Raw genomic sequence first — 24,495 nt, 5'->3', positions numbered from 1 at the left:
GCGTGTCCGGCGGTGGTGGAGAGGACAGCGAAAAGGCGGAAGCCCGCCTCCGGGTGGACCGGAGACGGGCTTCCTGGTGGTGCGGTGGTGGTGTCAGTTCACTGCGCCGACGGAGACCGCGCCGCGGCCGACGACTGCGCCTTCGGTGGTCACCACGGTCAGCTCACCGTAGAGCGCCCGACCCGCCGACGGGGTGGACTGGGCGGTCACCGAACCCGAGAGGTTGCCGGTGGCGCCGTTGGCCAGGGTGAGCGTGCCACCCGAGGCCGTCAGGGTGCCGAGCGACGGGGACGAGAACGAGTCCCGGTAGTCGTACTGGGTGCTGCCACCCGCACCGTCCACCGCGTACGCGTCCACGACGACCCGGTAGGTGCCCGCGACCGGGTTGGTCAGGGTCACCGCCTCCTCCGAGTCACCGTCGGCCTGCTGCCCGACCAGGGTGGTGCCCCGGTAGATGAACAGGTCGAGGTCGGCGCTTGCGTTGGACGGGTTGCCGATGCGGGCGGTGAAGCTGGTGGCGCCCGCCGGCACCTCGACGGTGAACTCCTGCTTGGCCAGCTCGACGATGGTCGGCCGCTCGGTGTGCACGCTGGACAGCGGGCCACCCTGGCCGGTCACCGAGACCGGGCCGAAGGTGTTCTTCAGCGACCAGGTCACCGGGGTCGGGACACCGGCGGTGACCGCCGGCAGCTCGACCACGGCCGGCTCGACCGCGACGCCCTGCACCCGTGCCTGGAGCTGGTACGGGTTGTTCAGGGCCGGCGAGGTCCGCCGCGACTCCACCTCGATCTCCCAGACACCCGGCAGTGGGTTCTGGTAGTCACGCTCGAACGCGTTGCAGACGACCGTGCTGGCGAAGTTGGTGTAGCAGGCCAGGCTGGAGGTGCTCTCCACCGGGACGCCGTACGGGTTGAAGGCGATGAAGCGGGTCTGCGACCCGGTGGCGATGCCGGAGAGGTTCACCTGCAACGCCCCGGCACCCGGCGGCACCGTCACGAAGTACGACGTGGTGCTGTTGCGCTCCACGGTGCCCCGCGCCGAGTAGGCGAAGGCGGGCTTGCTGACGTCGTTCGAGGCCACCACGACGGCGGAGAACTCGAAGTCGATCGTGTTGGTGCGCGGGTCGTCGACCGTGACGATCGTGCCGTGGGCACCGGCGGTCTTCGGCTTCGCGGTGACCGTGATGGTGACGGTCTTGTTCAGCGGCAGCGTGACGTTCTTCGGCGCCGAGAAGGTGCCGTTGTTGCCGCGCAGGCCGATGTTGTGCTTCACGTTGCCGGTCGGGCCGCTGGTCCGGGTCAGCTTGACCTGGTACGACTTCGACTGGTTGACCTTGTGTCCGCCGTTGGCGGCGTCACACCGGTTGTAGACGCCGGTGCCGCTGTTCGGCGTGGCGAGCTGGCCGGAGAGGACGGTGCAGACCGGAGCCTCGGCGGTGTAGTCGTTCGGCTCGCTGCTCTTGCGCAGCAGCTTCCAGGCACCCGGCACGTCGAACATGCCGTAGCCCTGACCGAAGGTGGCGGTGTTCGCGATCGGCTTGGCCGAGCTGTAGATCGCCCGGCGCAGCGCGGCCGGGGTCACGCCCTGGTCAGTGGCCTTGGCGGCCGAGAGCAGCAGCGCGGCACCACCGGCGGCCTGCGGGGAGGCCATCGACGTACCGTTGGACATGCCGTAACCCGACGGGAGCGGGTAGCCGGCCTCGGCGACCGGGTTGCCGGCCTGCCAGACCGGGGTGGTGGAGATGGCAGAGCCCGGAGCGGCGATGTTCGGCTTGGCGCCACCGTCCTCACGCGGGCCGCGCGAGGAGAAGTTGAACAGGGCGTTCTTCTGCTTGACCACCGAGCCGTAGTTGGCCAGCCAGGTGTCCTTGCTGATGCTGGCCGCGACGCTGACCACGTTGGTGGACGCGGACGGGTCGCCGATGGTGTTCACACCCGGGCCGGAGTTGCCGGCCGAGATGAACATCTGCACACCGTAGGTGGTGATCAGGTTGTTGTAGAGGACGGCGCGGGCGTTGTTGCCGTCGTTGAGCGCCGGCAGGCCGCCGATCGACATGTTGATGACGTCGACGCCCCGGTTGATCACCAGGTCGGCCATGCCGGTGGTGAGCGCCGCGTACGTGCAGCCGCCGCCCCAGGAGCAGGCGCGCGAGGAGACGACCTTGGCGCCGGGGGCGGCGCCGTTGAACGCCTTGTTGCCCAGCATGCCGTACGCGGCGGTGATGCCGGCGACGTGCGTGCCGTGCGAGCCCTCGACGATGCCGATGTTGACGTAGTCGACCAGGCCGGGGCCGCCGAGCGGGGTGGTGTCGACGTTCTTGCGGTACTCGACCACGAACGACATCCGTTCGGTGATCGGAGTCGCCGGGTTGTCGGTGCCGAAGTGGTTGACGTCGAACTTCTCCTTGTAGGGCCGCATCAGGGCCTCGTCGGTGAAGTCGCCGTCCTGGTCGGTGTCCACCCAGATGTTGTTGGTCACCGGGTCGAAGAGCACGCCGAACTGGTCGGTGGTGTCCCCGTCGCGGTTGACGTCACCGCCCGGCTCGCTGTTGGCGGTGATGTTCTCGCTGAACAGGTTGAACCGGTAGGTGCCGGCTGGCGCGGTCCAGGTGCGGCCCGCGACGGTGAACGTGGGCCCGGTGACCTGAGTGATCATCGGCCGCCAGGTGGGGTCCTCGAACGGGTCGGTGGCGGTGACCCAGTCGACGATCTTGCGCTCGCCGGTGGTGGTCTTCTGCAGCGCCGGGTGGTCCAGGTCCACACCGGAGTCCATCACGCCGATGGTGACGCCGCGCCCGTCCCACGTGGGGTTCTGCTTGACGAACTTGGCCGCACCGATCTCGCCGGTCGGCATGTAGGGGTTGTCGGCGGGCGTCTTGGCACCGGGGCCGCTGAGCGTGGAGCCCTGCTTCTCGGCCTTCTTCGCGCCCGGGACGACCTCCGGCTTCGGGTCGGGGAGCTGGATCTTCTCGTCCAGGTCCACGGCGGCGACGCCGGGCAGGGTGGCGGCCGTGACCGCCTTGCCGGTCGGCACCTTCGCCAGCACGTAGCCGATGGTGTCGTAGCGCTCGGTGACGGCGGCACCGAGGTCCTTGAGGTCGTCCGCGACGTCCTTCGCCTTGCCCTTCTCGGTGGCGACGATCATCGTGACGGTGGGGGCCTTCTTCGCCTCCGCCTCGGAGAGCAGCTTGGCGTCGTGCTCGCCGAGCGCCTCGGCGGGGGTGGCCTGCGCGGCGTCGGGTCCGGCAGGAGCGGCGCTCGCGGTGGCGGTACCGCTGACCACGGTCACGGCGCCCGCCGCCATGACCGAGGCGAAGAGCGCGGCGGAGGTACGCCGGCTCAGGATTCGGGGTTTACTCACGTTCTCTTTCCTCCAGAGAACAGGGCGCCCTCAGATGCAGGGCACGCGTGAGGCGAATCCTTCGTGGTGCCGACCATCGATGTCACTACCGGCAGGTACGTTGTGACCATCTCGTGATACGCGAGACGCGCAATGTCACATCGAAGGTGGTAAGGGTCTGATTAGTCCGGCCGAATTCGACCATCCGTTGTGGAAAGACCATCGACCAGTTCCGGTGCCTGCGGCTGGCGAGGGGCGATCTCGACCTGGTTCGGCACCGCCAACTCCTGGTCGGAAACGCCCAGTTCGGCGAGCTTACGCGCGCTGACCAGCACCCGCGCCTCCAACGAACCCACCGCCCGGTTGTACGCGGTCACCGCACCGCCCAGCGACGCGCCGAGCTTGCCGACGTGGTCGCCGAGCGTCGACAACCGTCCGTACAGCTCCCGGGCCAGCGTGTGGACCGCCAGGGCGTTCCGGGCGAGCTGCTCCTGCCGCCACGACCACGCCACCGTACGCAGCAACGCGACCAGGGTGGCCGGCGTGGCCAACACGACGTTGCGGGTGAACGCGTGCTCCAGCAGCGTCGGATCGCGCTGCAGCGCCACGTCCAGGAACGGGTCGGCCGGCACGAAGAGGACCACGAACTCCGGGGTGGACTCGAAGGCCGTCCAGTACGACTTGGCGGCCAGCGCGTCCACGTGCCCCCGCAGGTGCTTGGCGTGCAGGTCGAGGTGCGTGTCCCGCCCCCGCTCGTCGCGCGCCTCCATCGCGGTCAGGTACGCGTCGAACGGCGCCTTCGCGTCCACCACCACACTGCGCCCCCCGTGCAGCCGGACCACCAGGTCGGGGCGGACCGTCTGCTGGTCGGTGGCGGCGGTGACCTGCTCGGAGAAGTCACAGTGCTCCAGCATCCCGGCGGCTTCCACGATCCGCCGCAACTGGTGCTCGCCCCACCGGCCGCGTACCTGGGGAGCGCGCAGCGCCGCCACCAACTGCTTGGTCTCGGTACGCAGCTCACCCGAGACCGTGCTCATCGACCGCACCTGTTCGCGCAGCTCCGCGTACGCGTCGACGCGGTCCCGCTCCAACTCGGCCACCCGCTGCTCGTAGCGGCGCAACGTGTCGTGCAGCGGCGCCACCGCCCGGGCCACCGCCTCCTGGGACTGGGCCGTCGCCTCGTAACTCAACGCCCGCATCGACTGCTCCAGCCGCCCCTCGCCCTCACGGGTGGCGCGCAGGGTGGCGTCCAGCCGGGCGATCTCGGTCGCCGCGCGGGCCCGCGCGGCGAACCAGCCCACCGCACCGCCGGCACCGAGACAGACGACGACGACCGCCAGAGTCGAGAGCTCCATTCCGACGAGCTTGCCAAAGATGAGCGCTTCGCGCCTCGATCGGCACCGCGTGCCGCGTCCGACCTCGTCAGGAGGTGGGCCGCTGGCAGATGGTGGGTACGTTGGAGTGGTGGAACTTCTGCTGGTCGTACTCCTTGTCGCAGGTCTCGTCGGTGCGTTCGTCTGGTGGCAGCGGGAGCGCGCCGCGCGTGAGGCCCGGAAACTCGCCGATGTCCAGGCCGACGCCCGACGCTGGTACGAACGCCTCGGTGGGCAGGTGATGACGCTCAGCGGTGACGATCCGGCGGTGCGTCAGGCGCTGGCCGACGCCGCCGAGCGGTACCACGCGGCCGGGTCGCAGATGGAGCAGGCCAGGAGCATCACGCAGTTCACGTTGGCCCGGGAGACCGCGGTGGAGGGGCTGACCTACATCCGGGCGGCCCGGACGGCACTCGGCATCGACCCCGGGCCACCCCTGCCACCGCTGGCCGCCGCGAGTGGTGCCGGCGAACTGACCGTGCCGCGCCAGGTCCAGGTGCAGGGCCAGACGTTCAAGGCCGGTCCGCAGCCGGGCCGGGACACGCCGTACTACTACCCGGGCGGGCGGATGCAGGGCCGACCGGTGCCGTCCGGCTGGTACTCCACTCCCTGGTGGAAGACGGCGCTGGGGGCCGGAGTCGGCGTACTCGGCGGCATGCTGATCGCCGACGCCCTCTTCTCGCCCTCGTTCGGCGACCCCGGCTACGACGCCGGTGCGGCGGCGGGCCTGGACGACCAGGGCGGCGACTTCGGCGGCGACGCGGGCGACCTGGGCGGTGGTGACTACGGGGGCGGCGACTACGGCGGTGGCGACTTCGGTGGCGGCGACTTCGGCGGTGGCGACTTCGGCGGCGGTGATTTCGGCGGTGGCGACTTCTGACGTCGCGTTCTGACGTCGGCGGCAGCGCCCGCAGATGTGTCGCGGCAGCGCCCGCAGATGTTAGGAAGGGTCCCCTCCTATACGCCAGGCGTTAGGAGGGGACCCTTCCTTGCAGTGCTTCCGAACCTCGCCGCGGTCAGCCGGTGTTGCGCATCCCGGCGGCGATGCCGTTCACGGTGGTGAGCAGCGCGCGCTCCAGAGCCGTACCGTCGCTCGGGGCCCGTCGGCCGCCCGGTGCGGTGGCCACCGCCCGACCGGCGGCACCGGAGTCGCGGTACTGCCGCAGCAACGCCACCTGGAGGTGGTGCAGCGGCTCCAGGTAGGTGTCGCGTACCGCCAGGGTGCGTTGCAGCACGGGGGAGTTCTCCAGCAGGTCCGGCGAGTCGGTGACCGCCAGCACCTCCCGCCGGGTCAACTCGTACTCCTCCTCGATCTTGGTGAAGATCGGGTGCAGCTTCTTCGGCACGAGGGTCTCCACGTACCGGCGGGCGATGTCGAGGTCGGTCTTGGTCAGCATCATCTCCACGTTCGACAGGAACGTGCGGAAGAAGTGCCAGTTGCGGTTCATCTCGGAGAGCACGTCGGCCAACCCGGCCTCGCGGGCGGCGGCCAGACCGGACCCCACCCCGAACCAGCCGGGCACGATCTGTCGCGTCTGGGTCCAGCCGAACACCCACGGGATGGCTCGCAGCCCGCCCAGGCCGGCGCCGGTGTTCGGTCGCTTCGCCGGCCGGGAGCCGATGTTCAACGCGCCGAGCAGCTCCGTCGGGGTGGACGCCCAGAAGTACGCCGGCAGGTCCGGGTCCTCCACCAGCGACCGGTACGACCGGAACGCCGACTCGGACACCACGTCCATCGCCGCGTCCCATCGCTCCAGCATCTCGGCGGGCTGCCGGGGCGCGGTGTGCAGCAGCGTCGCCTGGAGCGCGGCGGCCACGGTCAGCTCCAGGTTCTCCCGGGCCAGCGCGGGCAGCGTGTACTTGTCGGAGATGACCTCGCCCTGCTCGGTCACCTTGATCGCGCCGTCGAGCGTGCCGTACGGCTGGGCCAGGATCGCGTCGTGCGTCGGTCCGCCGCCGCGCCCCACCGTGCCGCCCCGGCCGTGGAACAGCCGCAGGTGCACCCCGTGTCGGGCGGCCACGTCCCGCAGCGCCCGCTGTGCCCGGTGGATGGACCACTGGCTGGTGGTGATGCCGGCCTCCTTGTTGGAGTCGGAGTAGCCCAGCATCACCTCCTGCACGTCGCCCCGGGCGGCCACCAGCGTCCGGTACGCGGGCAGCGACAGCAGCTCGTCGAGGAGTTCGCCCCCGGAGTTCAGCTCGGCCGGGGTCTCCAGCAGCGGAACGAACCCGACCCGCGCCCGACCGCTGTGCACGTCGACCAGGCCGGCCTCGCGGGCGAGCACCACCGCGGCGAGCACGTCGTCCACGCCGAGGGTCATCGAGATGATGTACGACTCGATCACCTCGCCGCCGAACCGGTCCTGCGCCTCGCGGATGGCGCTGAACACGTCGAACGTCTTGCGCGCCGCCTCGGTCAACGGGGTGTCGGCGGTGGAGAGCGGCCGACGACCGGTCAACTCGTCGGCGAGCAGCTTGGTGCGCTCCAGCCTGGTCAACGCCGGGTAGTCCTCGACCTCGCCGACCGCCCGGTAGAGCTGGATCAGCACCTCGTGGTGCTTCTCGGCGTGCTCCCGGACGTCCATGGTCGCCAGGTGCAGGCCGAACGCGGAGACGGTCCGGATGGTCGAGGCGAGCCGGCCGACGGCGGTGAGCTGCCCGGAGTTGCGGGCCAGCGAGGCGCGCAGCAGATCCAGGTCGGCGATCAGCTCGGCGGAACCCCGGTAGTCGCGCCCCGGCACGTGCGGAGTGCCCTGACGCAACCGGGCCCGCGTGTTGGCCAGCTTGGCGCGGACGCAGCGGGCCTTGAGACGGTACGGCTCCTCGGCGTTGACCCGGCGGAACCGGGGCGCCACCTCGGGCAGCGCGTCCAGGTCGGCGGCGAGGCTGGCGGAGAGGTCCAGCGACACGTTGCGCAGCCGGCGGGAGACGGAGACCTCGTTGATCAGCTCATCCATCGCCGCCTCGGTGGCGGTCAGCCCGTGCTCGTGCTGGATGGCCAGCACCTCACGGGTCACCGTCGGGGTGACGAAGGGGTTGCCGTCGCGGTCGCCGCCGATCCAGGTGCCGAAGGTCAGCGGACGGGCGGTCGGCGAGGTCTCCACACCGAGGGTGCGCAGCGTCTCGGCGAGGTCGTCGAGCACCTGCGGGGCCGCCTCGGCGTACAGGTCGCGCAGGTAGTAGATGGCGTTGCGCGCCTCGTCGGTCGGGTCCGGCCGGTCCAGCCGCAGCTCGTCGGTCTGCCACATCAGGTCGAGCAGCTCGGCCAGCCGGCGGTTGGCCGGGCCCTCGTCACTGGCCCCGTAGAGGATCGCGTTGGCCGTCTCGGTGTCCAGCTCGTCGGCGATGGCGCGGAGCTTGGACAGGATCGAGCGGCGGGCCGCCTCGGTCGGGTGGGCGGTGAAGACCGGGCGTACCGCCAGCCGGCGGGCCACCGACGCGATCTCCTCGGCCGGTACCCCGCGCTCGGCGATCATCTTGGCCGCCTGGTCCAGCCAGCCACCCTGCACGGCGCGCCGACGCCGCAGGTCCCGGGCCCGGTGCACCTGCTCGGTGATGTTGGCCAGGTGGAAGTAGGTGGAGAAGGCGCGGGCCAGTTTGGTGCCGGTGGTCACGTCGAGCCCACCCAACCGCCGGGCGGCGGCGGGGGCGTCGGTGCGTACCTGGGCGCGGATCTCCTCGACGAGGTCGAGCAGGGGGCGGCCCTCCTGGCGGGCCAGGGTCTGCCCGAGCAGGGTGCCCAGCCGGCGGATGTCGGCGCGTAGGGCGGCGTCGGGCCCGTCGTGATCGTGCTGGTCGGTCACCGTGCGCTCCTTACGTGAGTACGAAGGACAGCGCTGTCCGACTTCCCCGATCGTATCCGCGCGCACCCGGTTGTAAGGAGGGGCCCCTTGTTATCGCCTTTTGTATAGGAGGGGTCCCCTCCTTTCACCCGGAAGGAGGAGTGAGGGACGTCCGCGCTGGTGGCGCCCCATGCAGCGGGCAGATCCGGGGTCGAGCCCGCCCACCCGCGGTGATCAAGGCCACGCCGCCGATGGGCGGTACCGTCGGCCCATGCCGTCGTTGCGCTACCCACCGAAGCCCCGCCCGGGGGACCGGGTCGCGGTCGTCTCGCCCTCCGCCGGACTGCCGGGCCTCTTCCCGCACGTGTACGAGTTGGGCCTGCGCCGACTGCGCGAGGAGTTCGGGTTGGAGCCGGTGGAGTACCCGACCACCCGCGTCATGGGTGCCGACCCGCGGGACAGGGCCCGCGACCTGACCGAGGCGTTCGCCGACCCGACGATCACCGCCGTGCTGGCCACCATCGGCGGCGACGACCAGATCACCGTCACCCCGCACCTCGACGACGACGTGCTTCGCGCCAACCCGAAGCCCTACTTCGGCTACTCCGACAACACCAACCTGCTCCATCACCTGCACCGCTTGGGGATCGTCGGCTACCACGGCGGGTCGGTGCTGGTGCACCTCGGCCGCCCCGGCGCGCTGCACCCGATGACCGCCGACTCGCTGCGCGCGGCGCTGTTCGGCTCCGACTGGTACGACCTGTCGGCGGCGCCGGAGTGGGGCGACGAACCGGCCGACTGGAACGACCCGGGCTGCCTGGCGGCGGAGCCGGTGATGTTCGCCGGTGCGGGCTGGCGCTGGCAGGGACCGGCCACGACGGTGACCGGCCGCACCTGGGGCGGCAACCTGGAGGTGCTGCACTGGCTGCTCGCCGCCGACCGGGTCGCCCCGGCGGAGTCGTTGCGGGGGTCGGTCTTCCTGATCGAGACCTCGGAGGAGTTGCCGCCCGCCGTCGAGGTCTACCGCATGTTGCGCAACCTCGGCGAGCGCGGCCTGCTCGCCGGCTTTCCCGCCGCACTGGTCGGCCGCGCCAAGGCGTGGAACTTCGACCGCCGGCTCACCCCCGACGAGAAGGCCGGCTACGCCCGGGAGCAGCGCGCCGCCGTGACCCGGGCGTTCGCCGAGTACGCCCCCGACGCGGTGCTGGTCTTCGACGTCGACCTCGGTCACACCGATCCGCAGTTGATCGTCCCGTACGGCGGGGAGGTGCGGGTCGACGCGGTCGACCGCCGCATCTCGGTCCGCTACTGACGGCCCGTGTCCCGGGGCGGCGGCCGGACCACCACCCCGGGGGCGCTCAGGTGAGCTGGCAGCGGCCGGCGCTGTAGTGGGCGACGGCCGCCAGGATCTCCGCCTCGGGCTTGTCCGCGAAGTTGAGGGTGGCGACCAGGCCGGAGCCGTACAGGACGTTCAACGGCGCGCTGTCGAACGCCGTGTAGCCGCCCAGGTTCGGCATCGTCGCCGGATTGTGCGGCTTGACCACCAGCATCTTCTCCAGGCTCCACCGGCGGCGGGAGATCTGCGCGACGGCCTCCCACGGCAGCCAGATCGCCTGACCACGGGTGGGCCGGCTGCGGATCCAGAGGCCCTCGTGGCTCAGTGCGAGCACCGGACCGCCGGAGCCGATCAGCCAGAGCTGGAGGCCGACCGGCAGGGCGACCAGGAGGAGCAGACAGCCCAGCGCGATCGCCAGGCCGAGTCCGGCGCTGCCGCGTTCCGCCGAGTTCATGGAGCCGAGAACGAGGAAGCCGGCACAGCAGGCGAGCGGGCCGAGGGCGGCCAGCAGGACGCCACCGATGACCAGACCGCGCTTGGCGAGGTTGGGGCGTACGACGAAGGGCTGGTCCTCGGGGATGCGCTTGACCACGGGGGTCGGGTGCGGACCCGACGGCCAACCGCCGTGCGAAGACTGGGCGGGTTGACCGCCGTACGGCGGCTGGGCGGGTTGACCGCCGTACGGCGGCTGGGGCGGGTGTCCGGGCGGCGGGTAGGTCACGGTTCTCCGGTCTCAGTCGATACGGGCGTAGGCGCGGACGGGGAAGGTACCCATACCGGCGACCTTCGGCGGGGCGGCGGTGAATCGGAAGCCGTCGGGCGGAAGCTGGTCCAGTCCGGTCAGATGCTCCACGATCGGGACACCGGCGGCCAGCAGGATGCTGTGCGCGGGACGCGTACCGCCCGCCGCCGGGCTCATGTCGTCGATGTTGATCGAGTCGATGCCGACCAGGGCGACACCGGCGTCGACAAGCGCCCGGGCGCCGTCGCCGGTCAGGTGGGGTGCCTCCGGTGCGCCGTACCAGGCGGTGCCGAAGTGCGCGTCCCAGCCGGTGTGCAGCAGCACTGCCTTCCCGGCGACGTCGTACGGCGCCAGCAGCAGGCGGTCCACCGCACGGGTGCCGACGGGCAGGCGCACCACGAGCGCGGGCAGCTCGGCCAGGCGGTCCAGTCCGACGCCGGCCAGGTCGCTGCCGTCGGCGTAGCGGTGCGCGGGGGTGTCCAGGTACGTCCCGGTGTTGGCGATCATGTCGATCCGCCCGACCTGGAACTCGGTGCCCGGGGCGTAGGCGCTCCGGGAGTCCTCCCGGGTCAGCCACTCGGTGATCCGGGGCGTCGGCCAGCCGGGCAGGGTGGTCATCCCGTCGGTGACGACATGACTCAGCTCGACGAACCGGTGGCCGGTGCCCGGGGCGGTGGCCGCGACGCCGCGACCGCCCTTGTGCGGCTCCTCGACGATCGTCGTGCCGGTGATGCGGACCTCGGCCACCATCAGCAGCCCGAGGTGCCGGACGAAGAGCGCCGCCAGGTCCTCGTCGGTGATGCTCCGGCCGGGGATGTCCAGCCGGAAGCCCTCGGTGCGCAGACCGCCGCCGTTGGCGAAGGTGACGTCCGCGTCGAACTGTGCGCGAAACTCCCCGTTCATGCCGGGCAGCCGACCACAGCGCCCGGCAGTCGTCAAGATCCTGCTGGTGGCCCCGACCGTACGCGCGGACCGGCAGGCCGCAGGCGTGCCGGAGCCCGGACGTCGTGGACGGCGGTGGATCGTCCGACCGGAGAGATAGTGTCGACCGGTGGAACCCCCCGTCCGGACGGACGCGGGGCGATCGTCGTGTCCTCACCCGCGGAAGTGATCATGACTGCGCTCACCGGACTGTTCGCCGCCGCCCTGGCCGACCCGGGGCTGGCCCGTGTGCGTGACCTGGCGCGCTCGGGTGCGGCCCAGGTCGACGGCCTCGACCTGACCGCGCCACCGGCGTTGCGCCCGTTCGCGGTCGCCGCCGTCGCCGCGGACCCCGCCGAACAGGGGCGGGACGCGACGGTCGGCGGTGCCGGGCGGCCGGTGCTGGCGGTCACCGCCACCAGCCGTGAGGCGGAGGACCTGGTGGCGGCGCTGGGTGGGCTGCTCCCCGCCGAGCAGGTGGCGATCTTCCCGAGCTGGGAGACGCTGCCGCACGAGCGGCTCTCGCCGCGCTCCGACACGGTCGGTCGACGGCTGGCGGTACTGCGCCGGCTGGCCCACCCGGACTCGGCGGACGCGCACGGGCGCACCGGGCCGCTGCGGGTGGTCGTGGCGCCGGTCCGGTCGATGCTGCAACCGCAGCTCAAGGGACTCGGCGACCTGGAGCCGGTGCGGCTGTCCGCCGGGGACGAGGCCGACCTGGAGCAGGTGGCGCGCCGGTTGACCGACATGGCGTACGCGCGGGTCGACCTGGTCACCAAGCGGGGCGAGTTCGCCGTCCGTGGCGGCATCCTGGACGTCTTCCCGCCCACCGACGAGCACCCGTCGCGGGTCGAGTTCTGGGGCGACGAGGTGGAGGAGATCCGCACCTTCGCCGTGGCCGACCAGCGCACCATCGAACAGGTGCCGCAACTCTGGGCACCGCCCTGCCGGGAGCTGCTGCTCACCCCGGCCGTCCGGGAGCGGGCCGCCGAGCTGGCCGGGCAGCACCCCGAGCTGGCCGAGATCCTGGACAAGCTGGCCGGCGGCATACCGGTGGAGGGCATGGAGTCCCTCGCCCCGGCGCTGATCGGCGACGACTCGATGGAGTTGGTGCTGGACTGCATGCCCGAGGGCACGCACGTCCTGCTCTGCGACCCGGAACGGATCCGCACCCGGGCGCACGACCTGGTGCGTACCTCTGAGGAGTTCCTCCAGGCCAGCTGGGCCGCCGCGGCCGTCGGCGGCCAGGCCCCGATCGACCTCGGCGCCGCCGCCTTCCGCACCCTGGCCGACGTCCGCGCGGCCGCCGCCACGCGGCGCCGGCCCTGGTGGACGCTGTCCCCGTTCGGGATGGCCGACGACCTTCATTCGGTCCGGAGTGCCGGCCACCGGCGCGGAGGCCGAATTATGGCCGAGCCGGACGCCGCCCCGGAGCGGCAGCCGTGGGAGGACGCGCCGGCGGCGGTCGACGTCACCCCCGACGACGCCATCGCGGTGAGCCTGAGCGCCCAGCCCGCGCCGCTCTATCACGGCGAGACCGACCGGGTGGTGGCCGACCTGACGCGCTGGACCGGTGAGGGCTGGTCGGTCGCGCTGGTCTTCGAGGGGCACGGCCCCGCCCACCGGGCCGTCGAGGTGCTCCGCGACGGTGGCCTGGGCGCCCGGATGACCGAGCAGGTCCCGGACGCGCCCGTGTCGGGCGAGGTCCTGGTCACCTGCGGCAGCCTCACCGGCGGCTTCGTCGACGAGGCGGCCCGGTTCGTGCTGCTCACCGGCAGCGACGTCACCGGTGGCCGGGGCGTCTCCACCCGGGACATGCGCAAGATGCCGAGCCGGCGGCGCAACACGATCGACCCGTTGGAGCTGCGGGCCGGCGACCACGTGGTGCACGAGCAGCACGGCATCGGCCGGTACGTGGAGCTGGTGCAGCGTACGGTCAACGGCGCGTCCCGGGAGTACCTGGTCATCGAGTACGCCGCGAGCAAGCGCGGCCAGCCCGGCGACCGTCTCTTCGTCCCCACCGACCAGCTCGACCAGCTCAGCCGGTACGTCGGTGGTGAGCAGCCGACGCTGCACAAGATGGGCGGCTCGGACTGGCAGAAGTCCAAGGCCCGGGCCCGCAAGGCGGTCAAGGAGATCGCCGCCCAGCTCATCCAGCTCTACGCCGCCCGCAAGGCGTCCAAGGGGCACACCTTCGGCCCGGACACCCCGTGGCAGCGGGAACTGGAGGACGCCTTCCCCTGGCAGGAGACGCCCGACCAGCTCGCCGCCATCGAGGAGGTCAAGCGGGACATGGAGCAGAGCGTCCCGATGGACCGGCTGATCTGCGGTGACGTCGGCTACGGCAAGACCGAGATCGCGGTACGCGCGGCGTTCAAGGCGGTGCAGGACGGCAAGCAGGTGGCTGTGCTGGTGCCCACCACCCTGCTGGTGCAGCAGCACTACAACACGTTCGCCGAGCGGATGAGCCAGTTCCCGGTGACGATCCGGCAGCTCTCCCGGTTCCAGACGCCGAAGGAGGCCGAGCAGACGCTCGCGATGGTCGCCGACGGCACCGCCGACATCGTCATCGGCACCCACCGACTACTGGCGGCTGCCACCCGCTTCAAGTCGCTCGGGCTGGTCATCGTCGACGAGGAGCAGCGGTTCGGTGTCGAGCACAAGGAGCACCTGAAGTCGATGCGGGCCGCCGTCGACGTGCTGAGCATGTCGGCGACCCCGATCCCGCGCACCCTGGAGATGGCGATCACCGGCATCCGGGAGATGTCCACCATCGCCACCCCGCCGGAGGAGAGGCATCCGGTGCTCACCGCCGTCGGGGCGCAGGACGACCGGCAGGTGGCCGCCGCCATCCACCGCGAGTTGCTCCGTGACGGACAGGTCTTCTACCTGCACAACCGGGTCGAGTCGATCGAGCGGGCGGCCCGCCGGCTGCGCGAGCTGGTGCCCGAGTCCCGGGTCGCGGTGGCGCACGGCCAGATGGGCGAGGACGCCCTGGAGAAGGTCATGGTCGGCTTCTGGGAGAAGGAGTTCGACGTCCTGGTCTGCACCACGATCGTGGAGTCCGGCATCGACATCCCGAACGCCAACACCCTGATCGTGGAGCGGGCCGACCTGCTCGGCCTGGCCCAGTTGCACCAGATCCGGGGCCGGGTGGGCCGGGGCCGGGAGCGGGCGTACGCGTACTTCCTCTATCCGCCGGAGAAGCCGCTCACCGAGCACGCGCACGAGCGGCTGGCCACCATCGCCCAGCACACCGAGTTGGGTGCCGGCATGTACGTGGCGATGAAGGACCTGGAGATCCGGGGTGCCGGCAACCTGCTCGGCGGCGAGCAGTCCGGGCACATCGAGGGCGTCGGGTTCGACCTCTACGTCCGGATGGTCGGCGAGGCGGTGCAGGCGTTCAAGGGCGAGCGTCCCGAGGAGGAGACGGACGTCAAGATCGACCTTCCGGTGGACGCGCACCTGCCGCACGACTACGTCGGCGTGGAACGGCTGCGCCTGGAGATGTACCGCAAGCTCGCCGAGGCGCGCGACGAGGAACGGCTGCGCGAGGTGGCGGCCGAGATGACCGACCGCTACGGCGAGCCGCCCGCACCGGTGCAGAACCTGATCGCGGTGGCGCGGTTCCGGCTGCTGGCCCGCCGGTACGGCCTCACCGACGTCAGCGTGCAGGGCAAGCACCTGCGCTTCGGCCCGCTGCCGCTGCCCGACTCGAAGCAGATGCGGCTCAAGCGCTACCACCCGGACTCGGTCTACAAGTCCGCGCTCGACCAGGTCAGTGTGCCCCGGCCGACGACCCGCCGGATCGGTGGCGAGCCGTTGCGCGACCAGGCTCTGCTGGAGTGGTGCGCGCAGCTGCTCTCCGACGTCCTCGGCGCCCCGGCGGTGCCTGCGGGTGCGGGTGCCACCGGTGGGTAGGGGGCATGAGAGAGTGACGGGCATGCGTGCTCGCCGTCTTGTCGCCGTCGCCAGCGTGGCGGTCGGCCTCGTCGTCCTCTCCGGTTGCCGTTCCGAGCCCGGTGTCGCCGCGTACGTCGGTGACCACCGGATCACCGAGGACGCCGTCACCGAGGTCATCGACGACGCCCGGGCCAAGAACCCGGAGCCGACCGAGGCGGCCGAGCAGGTGCCCGGCCAGCAGCAGGTACGCCTGCCCGGGCGCAGCGAGGTGGTGAGCACCCTGGTGCTCGGCCAGGTCTGCGAGCGGATCTCCGCCGCCGAGGGTTACCGCCCCCAGGGGCAGGCCGAGGCGGCGCAGGTGGCCCAGCAGCTCGGCATCAGCCCCGAGGCCACGTACGCGCGGCAGGTTGCCGAGCTGTACACCTGCCTCTCCGGCATCCCGGTCGGCTCGCCGGTGGCGCCGACCGAGCAGGATCTGACCGAATTGGTCGCGGCGGGCAAGCGGGCCGGTGCGGTACCCGCCGACGTGACCGTCGAGCAGGCCGCCCCGCAGCTCGACGGTGAACAGCTCCGGCAGGCGCTGGCGACCCGCAACGCCCTCTCCGAGGCGGTCGACACGTACGACGTGACGGTCAACCCGCGCTACCGTCCGCTGCAGTTCCCGGTGCTCAGCTTCGCCGGCCAGGCGGTGGCGGTGGGTGTGCCGCTGGGTGAGCCCGGTTCCGACGCGGTCACCGACGTCTCCACCCCGAGGCCGGCGCAGACCGGCCCGGCAGACAGCTGACCGTGCCTCGGATCGTCCTGCTGGTGACCTCACCCCGGTTGCCGGCCGGTCTGCTGACGGCGACCGCCTGGGACGTCGTACGCGCCGCACCGGTGCTCGCCGGAGCGGAGAGCGAGCTGACCACGGCCCTGCGGGTGGCGGGCGCCGATCTGCGGGTCCTCGACGGGCCGGCGGTGCCCGCGTTGCTGGAGGCGTCGGCGACGCACGAGACCGTGGTGTGGTTGGCCGGTCCCGCCGGCGACGAGTCGCTGGCCCGGGAGCTGGGGTTGCGGCTGGCCCGCGAGCCGGGGCTGGCGGAGCTGGAGCTGATGTACGGCTCGTGGGATCCGCCGGGTGCCCGGCTGCTCGACGCGGTCGCGGTCCTGGACCGGCTGCTCTCGCCGGGCGGCGATCCGTGGAAGCGGGCGCAGACCCATCAGAGTCTGGCCGGTTTCCTGCTGGAGGAGTGCTACGAGGCGTACGACGCGATCGGCGCCGGGGACACCGACGCGCTGCGCGAGGAACTGGGTGACGTGCTGCTCCAGGTGGTGCTGCACGCCCGGTTGGCCGAGGAACTGCCCGAGGGTGAGCGGTGGACGGTCGACGACGTGGCCGGTGGCCTGGTCGACAAGATGGTCCGGCGTAACCCGCACGTCTTCGCGGACGCCCAGGCGGGCAGCCTGGAGGAGATCACCGCGAGCTGGGAGCGGATCAAGCAGGCCGAGAAGTCCCGCGACTCGGTGCTCGACGGCATCGCGGTGAGTCAGCCCGCGCTGGCGCTGGCCGCCCAGATCCTGGAACGCGCCGCCCGAGCCGGGCTCGGTGTCGCGCTGCCGTCGCCGGACGCCCAGCCGGATGCCGAGGCCGCCCTGGGTGCCGCCTTGCTGACCGCCGTCGCCGAGGCCCGTGACGCCGGGCTGGACCCGGAGACCGCCCTGCGTCGCGTCACCCTCGCCCACGCCGAGTCCATCCGCAAGGCCGAGTCCCCCTCCCGCTGAGGCACCGGCACTCCCCGGATCGTGGCAGTGTGGCTGGCGCTGCCCCGGCGTGTCGAACAGCTACGCTGCCACGCTCCTCTTGAGGGAAGGCATGGCGCGGACGAGGGCGGGCGGAGGCTGGGGGTGGGTCGGGTGGTTAGGGTCGGGGGGTGGAGAAGTTCGAGGTGGTGGCGGAGCGGATCGTCGAGGCGTTGCTGGTCAGTCGGCCGGGGGTGGCCACCTCGGTCGGGGACCACCGGTACGACGACCGGTTGCCGGATCTCTCCGCCGACGCGGTGGCGGCCGACCGGGCCATGCTCGTGGACGCGGCCAGCGTGCTGTGCGAGATCGACCCGGACCCGGGTGACGTCGAGGAGCAGGTGGATCACGCACTGCTCGCGGCGGCTGTCGACCGGGAACTCTTCGAGCTGACCGAGATCCGGGCGCACGAGTGGGACCCGCTCGCGCACAATCCCGGTCCGTTGCTGCACGCCCTCGTCGCCCGGCCGTACGCGCCGATCGAGGAGCGGCTGACCGCGCTCGCCGGCCGGCTCGGCGCCGTACCGGACGCGTTGGCGACCGCGCGGGCGACGCTGCGCGACATGCCCCGGATCCACGCCGAGACGGCGGTCGGGCAGTTCACCGGTGCCGCCGCGCTGGTCCGGGACGAGGTGCCGGAACTGCTCGCGCAGGCTCCGGCACTGGCCGACCGGATCGAGCCGGCGGCGACTGCGGCGATCGCCGCGCTGGAGGAGTTCGTCGCCTGGCTGCGTCTCGGGTTGGCCGCCGACGACGGGCCGGGGCGGGATCCCCGGTTGGGGCGGCGGCGCTGGGAGGCGCGCCTGTGGCACACGCTCGACACCGAGTTGGGCGCGGCCGAGATCCAGCGGCGGGCCTGGGCCAACCTGGACCGGGTCGGCGAGGAGATCCGCGCGGCGGCGGTCGAGCTGGTCGGTGGTCCGGCCGACGACGAGACGGTACGCCGCGCGTTGGACCTGCTCGCCGCCGAGCACCCGGACGACCACACCATCGTCGACCTGGCCTCGATCACGATGGACGAGGCGAGTGACTTCGTCCGCGCGTACGACCTGGTGAGCGTGCCGGAGGACCCCTGCGTGATCCAGGTGATGCCGCAGTTCGCGCGCGGCGTGGCGGTGGCCTACTGCGACGCGCCGGGCGCGCTGGAGATCGCCGACCTGCCCACGTTCTACTGCATCGCGCCGGCTCCGACGGACTGGTCGGCGCACCGGGTGGAGTCGTTCTACCGCGAGTACAACGATCACATGATCAGGAACCTGACCGTGCACGAGGCGATGCCGGGTCACTTCCTCCAGCTCGCCCACGCCCGTCGGCACCGGGGCACGACCCGGGTCCGGGCGCTGACCCGGTCGGGTCCGTTCGTCGAGGGTTGGGCGGTCTACGCCGAGGAGTTGATGGCCGGGCACGGGTTCGGCGGGCTACCGGTGCGGTTGCAGCAGCTCAAGATGCAGTTGCGGATGACCCTCAACGCGTTGCTGGACCAGTTGGTGCACGCCGAGGAGGTGCCCGAGGCGGAGGCGATGGCGCTGCTGACCGGGCGGGGCTTCCAGGAGGAGGGTGAGGCGGCCGGCAAGTGGCGCCGCTCGCTGCTCACCTCGGCCCAGCTCTCCACCTACTTCGTCGGGTACGCGGAGGTCGCCGACATCGCCGGGGCCCGCCCGTCCGAGGTGCCCCTGCGGGACTGGCACGACGAGATGCTGGCGCACAACTGCCCGCCGCCGCGCCACCTGCGTACCCTCCTGGGGGTGTGAGGCCGCCGTGGTGGGACCAGCCGAGCTGTCACCGCTCAGCCCATCCGCAGCAGCCCACCCGGCGGATCATCGATCCAGGAGCCGGATGGCCAGGGCGACCAGGGCGCAGCCGGCCAGCCCGATCACCGCGGCGACGGTACCGGAGAGGATCGGGCCGGCGGTCCACGCGGCGCTGCGTACCCGGATCGCCATGGTCGCCATGCCGATCGCGCTGCTCAGGACGAACACGAGCGCCCCGAAAGCGATGGCGGCGAAGAGGATCAGGTCTTCCCAACCGTCCACGCCGGTTCGGGACTGCCAGGCGACCCAGCCGACGAAGGCGATGTAGAGCACCGCGTACCACGCTGGCACGGTGACGATCGCGACGACCCGGTCGCGGCGGCTGCGGAGCTGGCCGGGGGCCGGACGCTGAGTTTCGGTCATGGTGTCACTGTGACCACCGCGGGCCGGTCGGCGCGTGAGTAGCACTACTCAGGCGCGCTTCTGGGGTGAGAAGTGCGAAATGCTTAGGAATCGCTCGGTCGGCGGTCCACCACGCCGGCGCCCGGCGGCAGCTCGAACGCCGCGCCGTCGACCTGCTCCTGGTAGCGGCTCAACGCCAGCTCCACCGGTACGCCGTCGATCTGGCCGGTGAAGCTGCCGAGCACGCCCTCTCCGGTCACGCAGGCGTTGAAGCTCCCGGCCGTCTGGCGGACGTCGACGCAGGTGGCATGGTGTCCGGCGACGGTGGTCTCGCTCTGGGTGATGACCGCTCCGGGGTCCAGCGCGGCACTGGTCAGCAGGCCCATCACCAGCGGCGGCGTGACCAGGCCCTCGCGTTCGGCGGCGGCGAAGACGACCACCGGCGGTTTGCTGTTCGGGGCGGGCGGCGCTTCGAGCGTGCAGACCGTGCGCCCGTCGTCGGCCTCGCAGCGGGTGGTCGCCTCGGCGGTGGCGGTCAGCTTGCCGTCCGGCCACTCGTACGCGGACCGGGCCGGGTCCTGGGACTGGTTGATCGACGCGGTGCGTCCGCCCGCGAGTTGGTACTGCGCCGAGTAGGTCAACTCCAGCGCCCGGTCGATCCGGGCGGCGAGGTCGTTGACCACGTCGGCCCGTCCCATGGCCCGTCCGGCGTCGTCCAGAGCCTGACAGCCGGTGACGGTGAGCAACGCAATGACCGACACGGCGAGCGTACGGAGGGTGGTCGAAGCGGCGGGCATGGCGCCAAGCCTGATCGATCAGGTCCCGCTCGTGCAAACCCGTTGCCGGTTGACGCACGAGAATTCGGGAATGTCCGACCCGTCGGCGCTCACGGAGCGGGTCGCGGCCCGCCCGGTCGCGGTGCGGCGGAACGGGGACCGATACGCTGCGTTCAACACCTGCCTCAGCCGCACCGTCGCGGCCCATACCGCACGAGACGACACGAACGAGGAGCGACTCAGTGGCAACCATCGAGGTAATCGAGGCTCGGGAGATCCTGGACTCGCGGGGTAACCCGACGGTCGAGGTCGAGGTCGGGCTGGACGACGGCACGATCTCCCGAGCGGCGGTGCCCTCCGGCGCCTCCACCGGCGCCTTCGAGGCGGTCGAGCTGCGCGACGGTGACAAGGGCCGCTACCTGGGCAAGGGAGTGGAGAAGGCGGTCGCCAACATCGAGGACCGCATCGTCGACCAGCTCATCGGGTACGACGCCAGCGAGCAGCGGGTGATCGACCAGAAGATGCTGGACATCGACGGCTCCGACAACAAGGGCGAGCTGGGCGCGAACGCCATCCTCGGTGTCTCGCTGGCGGTGGCCAAGGCGGCGGCCGGCAGTGCCGGGCTGAGCCTCTTCCGTTACCTGGGTGGGCCGAACGCGCACCTGCTCCCGGTGCCGATGATGAACATCCTCAACGGCGGGGCGCACGCCGACAGCAACGTCGACATCCAGGAGTTCATGATCGCGCCGATCGGCGCGCCGAGCTTCCGGGAGGCGCTGCGCTCGGGTGCCGAGGTCTACCACGCGCTCAAGACCGTGCTGAAGAAGAAGGACCTGTCGACCGGGCTCGGTGACGAGGGCGGCTTCGCCCCGAACCTGCCCACCAACGCCGCCGCGCTCGACCTGATCGCCGAGGCGGTGGAGAAGGCCGGCTACACGCTCGGCACCGACATCGTCTTCGCCCTGGACGTGGCCGCCACCGAGTTCTTCTCCGACGGGCGGTACACGTTCGAGGGTGTCGCCAAGAGCGCCGAGGAGATGAGCGAGTACTACACCAAGCTCGCCGACGCGTACCCGATCGTGTCGATCGAGGACCCGCTGGCCGAGGACGACTGGACCGGCTGGCAGACGCTGACCACCGCGATCGGTGACCGGGTCCAGATCGTCGGCGACGACCTGTTCGTCACCAACCCGCAGCGCATCGCCCGGGGCATCGCCGAGCGGGCGGCGAACGCGGTGCTGGTGAAGGTCAACCAGATCGGCTCGCTGACCGAGACCCTGGACGCGGTCGACCTGGCCCACCGGGCTGGCTTCATGTGCATGATGAGCCACCGGTCCGGCGAGACCGAGGACACCACCATCGCCGACCTCGCGGTGGCCACCGGCTGCGGCCAGATCAAGACCGGTGCCCCGGCCCGCTCCGACCGGGTGGCCAAGTACAACCAGCTCCTGCGCATCGAGGAGGAGCTGGGCGACGCGGCGCGGTACGCCGGTGCGGGCGCCTTCCCGCGTTACCGTTCCGCCTGACGGGTGGTGAACCTCGGGGGAGGGGTGTGATGCAGCAGCGCCGCACGCCGGGTGGTCAACGTCCGGCCCGCCGGCCGGGACGCACCGGTCGGCCCGGCGTCGGCCGGGAGGGCGGAGGAGTCCGCGCCGAGTCGCGTACCACCGCCGGCCGGTCGCCGTCGGCTGCCCGCGGTGCCGAGGGCGTACGCTCCGCGAAGCGGCCCGCCGCCGCCCGGCGTACCGCCGCAGGCGGCGTCACCCGGCTCTCCGCACCCCGATCCCGAGGTCTCACCGGCCGGGCCACCGTGCTCGTCGCGGTGCTGATCGCGCTCGCCCTCGCCTACACGTATCCGGTCCGGGTCTACCTCGACCAGCAGGCCGACATCGAGCGGATGGAGTCCTCGCAGGACGCCCAGCGCAAGCTGATCGCCGAGCTGACCGAGGAGGCCGAGAAGTGGCAGGACGACGCGTTCATCGAGGCCAAGGCGCGGGAGCGGTTCTTCATGACCCGGCCCGGTGAGAAGTTGGTGGTGCTGCTCGACGACCCGGCCGGCGCCGCCCGGGACGCCGGCACCGCCGAGCCCGGCACCCCGTCCGTGCCGGACCGCTGGTACGACACACTCTGGTCGAGTGTGCGCGCCGCCGACGCGACCCCGACCGCCGACTGAGCACCGACCCACCCCGCACGAACGAGAGATGGCACCCGTGACTGTCGTACCACCGCAGGAGCCGGCGGCGGCCTCCGTACCCCCACCGAAGCGGGAACCGGCCACGGAGGCCGACCTCGCCGCGGTGGCCGCGCAGCTCGGACGCCCGCCGCGCGGCACCCGGGCGGTGGCGCACCGCTGCCCGTGCGGCCTGCCCGACGTGGTGGAGACGACGCCCCGACTGGCCGACGGCACTCCCTTCCCGACGCTGTACTACCTCACCTGCCCCCGCGCGACCGCAGCGTGCAGCCGGCTGGAGTCGGCCGGGTTGATGCGGGAGATGGCCGACCGGCTGGCCGACGACCCGGAGCTGGCCGACCGCTACCGGGCCGCGCACGAGGACTACCTCGCCCGGCGGGAGTCGATCGGCCAGGTCCCCGAGATTGCCGGCATCTCGGCCGGCGGGATGCCCGGCCGGGTGAAGTGCCTGCACGTCCATCTCGGTCACGCGCTCGGCGCCGGGTCCGGCGTGAACCCGTTCGGTGACGAGACGCTGGACCTGGTCGAGCCCTGGTGGGCGGCCGGCCGGTGCGTCGACGTGCCGGACGCCGAGTGAGCGGCGCGCCCGCTCCGGACGGGTCCGACGACATCCTGGTCCGGCCCGCCCGCACCGCCGACGTACGCGCCATCCGCCGGCTGGTGGACACCTACACCGACGACCGGCGGCTGCTCAGCAAGGCCACCGTCACGCTCTACGAACACGTGCAGGAGTTCCGGGTCGCCAGCCGGGTCGCCGACGGCGCGGTGGTGGGCTGCGGCGCGCTGCACGTGATGTGGGAGGACCTGGCCGAGATCCGGACGGTGGCGGTCGACCCGACCTGTCGGGGCCGCCGGATCGGGCACCGGATCGTGGCCGAGCTGATCGAGGCGGCGCGGGACCTGGGCATCGCCCGGATCTTCGTCCTCACCTTCGAGACCCGGTTCTTCGGCTCGTTCGGCTTCACCGAGATCGACGGCGCCCCGGTGCCGAACCCGGTCTACGAGCAGTTGCTGCGCTCGTACGACGAGGGGGTCGCCGAGTTCCTCGACCTGGAACGGGTCAAGCCGAACACGCTGGGCAACACCCGGATGCTGCTGCGCCTCTGAGGCCGGGTGCCCGGTCGGCACGCCACTGTAGGGTGACCGTCGTGACGACGCGTGTGGCCGCCATCGACTGTGGCACCAACTCGATCCGGTTGCTGGTCGCCGACCTGCCCGACCCGTCGGACGGGTCGTCCGCGCCGCTGCGCGACGTGTCCCGGCGGATGGAGATCGTCCGGCTGGGTCAGGGTGTCGACGCCACCGGCCGGCTCGCCCCCGAGGCGATCGAGCGGACCCGGGTCGCGCTCGCCGACTACGCCGCCGAGATCGAGAAGCTCGGTGTGGAGCGGGTGCGGATGTGCGCCACCTCGGCCAGTCGGGACGCGGAGAACGCCGCCGAGTTCCGGGACATGGTGCAGCAGACGCTGGGCGTGGCGCCGGAGGTGGTCAGCGGCGACGAGGAGGCCCGGCTCTCCTTCACCGGCGCGGTACGCGGCCTGCCCTCCGACGCCCGGTCGCCGTTCCTCGTGGTGGACATCGGCGGCGGCTCCACCGAGTTCGTGGTGGGCAGCCGGGAGGGCGGCGTCGACGCGGCGATCTCGATGGACATCGGCTGCGTCCGGATGACCGAGCGGCACCTGCACGGTGACCCGCCCGGGCTGGACGAGATCGCCGCCGCGCAGGCCGACATCGCGGTGGCGGTCGACCGCGCGCTGACGGTGGTGCCGGGACGTGGGGCGGCCACGCTGGTCGGGCTCGCCGGGTCGGTCACCACCGTGGTCGCGATCGCCCAGGGCCTCACCGGGTACGACCCGACCCGCATCCACCACGCCCGGGTGTCCTACGACCGGGTGGCGCAGGTGACCGCCGAGCTGCTGGCGGCGGATCGGGAGCAGCGGTTGGCGATCCCGGTGATGCATCCGGGCCGGGCCGACGTGATCGGTGCGGGCGCGCTCGTCCTCCGAGTGATCATGGAACGGGCCGGCATGGACTCGGTCGTCGCCTCCGAGCACGACATCCTCGACGGCATCGCGTGGAGCCTGGCGCAGCCCACGACCTGAGGCACGCGAACGGGAGGTGAACACCACTGCTCCCGCATCTTCCTAGCGACGGTCACCGCGTGGCAGGCTACCGACACGTACGACCACTGGGCGACCAG

Annotated in this window: 18 protein-coding genes; 11 read left to right on the top strand and 7 right to left on the bottom strand. The window is 71.9% G+C overall.

Translation table 11 applies throughout. The annotated features are described in order from the left end of the window. Window positions 1-93: 93 nt before the first annotated feature. Both ACFYTT_RS07075 and ACFYTT_RS07070 read right to left on the bottom strand, forming a co-directional pair. Window positions 94-3,360 carry a S8 family serine peptidase gene (locus tag ACFYTT_RS07075; protein WP_387258026.1) on the bottom strand — a complete coding sequence of 1,089 codons (3,267 nt, stop codon included), beginning with the start codon at window positions 3,358-3,360 and terminating at the stop codon, window positions 94-96. A 161-nt stretch (window positions 3,361-3,521) separates the two neighbouring features. Further along, window positions 3,522-4,694 carry a DNA recombination protein RmuC gene (locus ACFYTT_RS07070; RefSeq protein ID WP_131051945.1) on the bottom strand — a complete coding sequence of 391 codons (1,173 nt, stop codon included), beginning with the start codon at window positions 4,692-4,694 and terminating at the stop codon, window positions 3,522-3,524. A 109-nt stretch (window positions 4,695-4,803) separates the two neighbouring features. Here ACFYTT_RS07070 and ACFYTT_RS07065 point away from each other — a divergent pair, with 109 nt between their 5' ends. Next, window positions 4,804-5,592, top strand: coding sequence for a hypothetical protein (locus tag ACFYTT_RS07065; RefSeq protein ID WP_387258025.1), 789 nt, complete (start codon window positions 4,804-4,806; stop codon window positions 5,590-5,592). Between the two features lie 136 nt (window positions 5,593-5,728). Here ACFYTT_RS07065 and ppc read toward each other — a convergent pair whose 3' ends face one another. Continuing rightward, a complete protein-coding gene (gene ppc / locus ACFYTT_RS07060) occupies window positions 5,729-8,515 on the bottom strand; it encodes a phosphoenolpyruvate carboxylase (protein WP_131051947.1) in 2,787 nt (928 codons plus the stop codon). 250 nt (window positions 8,516-8,765) lie between these two features. Between ppc and ACFYTT_RS07055 the strand changes: the two genes are divergently transcribed. Further along, window positions 8,766-9,806 carry a S66 peptidase family protein gene (locus ACFYTT_RS07055; RefSeq protein WP_176092574.1) on the top strand — a complete coding sequence of 347 codons (1,041 nt, stop codon included), beginning with the start codon at window positions 8,766-8,768 and terminating at the stop codon, window positions 9,804-9,806. Between the two features lie 46 nt (window positions 9,807-9,852). Here ACFYTT_RS07055 and ACFYTT_RS07050 read toward each other — a convergent pair whose 3' ends face one another. Both ACFYTT_RS07050 and ACFYTT_RS07045 read right to left on the bottom strand, forming a co-directional pair. Beyond that, window positions 9,853-10,551, bottom strand: coding sequence for a hypothetical protein (locus ACFYTT_RS07050; RefSeq protein WP_357211717.1), 699 nt, complete (start codon window positions 10,549-10,551; stop codon window positions 9,853-9,855). Window positions 10,552-10,563: 12 nt separating this feature from the next. Next, window positions 10,564-11,475 (bottom strand): cyclase family protein, encoded by a 912-nt coding sequence (locus ACFYTT_RS07045; protein WP_387258024.1) that lies wholly within the window; start codon window positions 11,473-11,475, stop codon window positions 10,564-10,566. 210 nt (window positions 11,476-11,685) lie between these two features. Here ACFYTT_RS07045 and mfd point away from each other — a divergent pair, with 210 nt between their 5' ends. From mfd to ACFYTT_RS07025, 4 genes are all read left to right on the top strand, one after another. Next, window positions 11,686-15,414: a transcription-repair coupling factor gene (gene mfd / locus ACFYTT_RS07040; protein WP_387258023.1), complete on the top strand. Its 3,729-nt coding sequence runs from the start codon at window positions 11,686-11,688 to the stop codon at window positions 15,412-15,414. 22 nt (window positions 15,415-15,436) lie between these two features. Then, window positions 15,437-16,180, top strand: a complete 744-nt coding sequence (locus ACFYTT_RS07035; RefSeq protein WP_387258022.1) for a hypothetical protein — start codon at window positions 15,437-15,439, stop codon at window positions 16,178-16,180. 2 nt (window positions 16,181-16,182) lie between these two features. Beyond that, on the top strand, window positions 16,183-17,157 hold the full coding sequence (locus ACFYTT_RS07030; protein ID WP_176092579.1) for a nucleoside triphosphate pyrophosphohydrolase: 975 nt from the start codon (window positions 16,183-16,185) through the stop codon (window positions 17,155-17,157). Between the two features lie 149 nt (window positions 17,158-17,306). Beyond that, window positions 17,307-18,926, top strand: coding sequence for a DUF885 domain-containing protein (locus ACFYTT_RS07025; RefSeq protein WP_387258021.1), 1,620 nt, complete (start codon window positions 17,307-17,309; stop codon window positions 18,924-18,926). A 66-nt stretch (window positions 18,927-18,992) separates the two neighbouring features. On the opposite strand, the gene ACFYTT_RS07020 is transcribed toward ACFYTT_RS07025, so the two are convergent. Then, window positions 18,993-19,349 (bottom strand): hypothetical protein, encoded by a 357-nt coding sequence (locus ACFYTT_RS07020; RefSeq protein WP_387258020.1) that lies wholly within the window; start codon window positions 19,347-19,349, stop codon window positions 18,993-18,995. Between the two features lie 83 nt (window positions 19,350-19,432). Further along, on the bottom strand, window positions 19,433-20,125 hold the full coding sequence (locus ACFYTT_RS07015) for a hypothetical protein (RefSeq protein WP_131056618.1): 693 nt from the start codon (window positions 20,123-20,125) through the stop codon (window positions 19,433-19,435). A gap of 221 nt (window positions 20,126-20,346) precedes the next feature. On the opposite strand from ACFYTT_RS07015, the gene eno reads away from it, so the two are divergent. Genes eno through ACFYTT_RS06990 form a run of 5 tightly spaced genes read left to right on the top strand, consistent with a single transcriptional unit; the run spans window position 20,347 to window position 24,397 of the window. Then, window positions 20,347-21,630, top strand: coding sequence for a phosphopyruvate hydratase (gene eno, locus ACFYTT_RS07010; RefSeq protein ID WP_131056616.1), 1,284 nt, complete (start codon window positions 20,347-20,349; stop codon window positions 21,628-21,630). Between the two features lie 29 nt (window positions 21,631-21,659). Continuing rightward, window positions 21,660-22,277 carry a septum formation initiator family protein gene (locus ACFYTT_RS07005; protein WP_176092581.1) on the top strand — a complete coding sequence of 206 codons (618 nt, stop codon included), beginning with the start codon at window positions 21,660-21,662 and terminating at the stop codon, window positions 22,275-22,277. 37 nt (window positions 22,278-22,314) lie between these two features. Next, a complete protein-coding gene (locus tag ACFYTT_RS07000) occupies window positions 22,315-22,872 on the top strand; it encodes a DUF501 domain-containing protein (protein WP_176092582.1) in 558 nt (185 codons plus the stop codon). Further along, window positions 22,869-23,402: an amino-acid N-acetyltransferase gene (locus ACFYTT_RS06995; RefSeq protein ID WP_176092583.1), complete on the top strand. Its 534-nt coding sequence runs from the start codon at window positions 22,869-22,871 to the stop codon at window positions 23,400-23,402. The genes ACFYTT_RS07000 and ACFYTT_RS06995 overlap by 4 nt, the downstream gene beginning before the upstream one ends. Before the next feature lie 53 nt (window positions 23,403-23,455). Continuing rightward, window positions 23,456-24,397, top strand: a complete 942-nt coding sequence (locus ACFYTT_RS06990) for an exopolyphosphatase (protein WP_387258639.1) — start codon at window positions 23,456-23,458, stop codon at window positions 24,395-24,397. Window positions 24,398-24,495 lie beyond the last annotated feature (98 nt).

The organism is Micromonospora sp. NPDC003816 (genome assembly GCF_042874705.1).
Classification (GTDB): domain Bacteria; phylum Actinomycetota; class Actinomycetes; order Mycobacteriales; family Micromonosporaceae; genus Micromonospora.
The sequence above is the reverse complement of the archived record's forward strand: the minus strand, read 5'-3'. Positions and strand labels throughout refer to the sequence as shown.

What these genes read in the sequence shown, in the direction of transcription:
- ACFYTT_RS07020 (WP_387258020.1), bottom strand. Translation starts at nt 19,349, where the DNA reads ATGACCGAAACTCAGCGTCCGGCCCCCGGCCAGCTCCGCAGCCGCCGC.
- ACFYTT_RS07015 (WP_131056618.1), bottom strand. Translation starts at nt 20,125, where the DNA reads ATGCCCGCCGCTTCGACCACCCTCCGTACGCTCGCCGTGTCGGTCATT.
- ACFYTT_RS07055 (WP_176092574.1), top strand. Translation starts at nt 8,766, where the DNA reads ATGCCGTCGTTGCGCTACCCACCGAAGCCCCGCCCGGGGGACCGGGTC.
- ACFYTT_RS07005 (WP_176092581.1), top strand. Translation starts at nt 21,660, where the DNA reads ATGCAGCAGCGCCGCACGCCGGGTGGTCAACGTCCGGCCCGCCGGCCG.
- mfd (WP_387258023.1), top strand. Translation starts at nt 11,686, where the DNA reads ATGACTGCGCTCACCGGACTGTTCGCCGCCGCCCTGGCCGACCCGGGG.
- ACFYTT_RS07070 (WP_131051945.1), bottom strand. Translation starts at nt 4,694, where the DNA reads ATGGAGCTCTCGACTCTGGCGGTCGTCGTCGTCTGTCTCGGTGCCGGC.
- ACFYTT_RS07045 (WP_387258024.1), bottom strand. Translation starts at nt 11,475, where the DNA reads ATGAACGGGGAGTTTCGCGCACAGTTCGACGCGGACGTCACCTTCGCC.
- ACFYTT_RS07035 (WP_387258022.1), top strand. Translation starts at nt 15,437, where the DNA reads ATGCGTGCTCGCCGTCTTGTCGCCGTCGCCAGCGTGGCGGTCGGCCTC.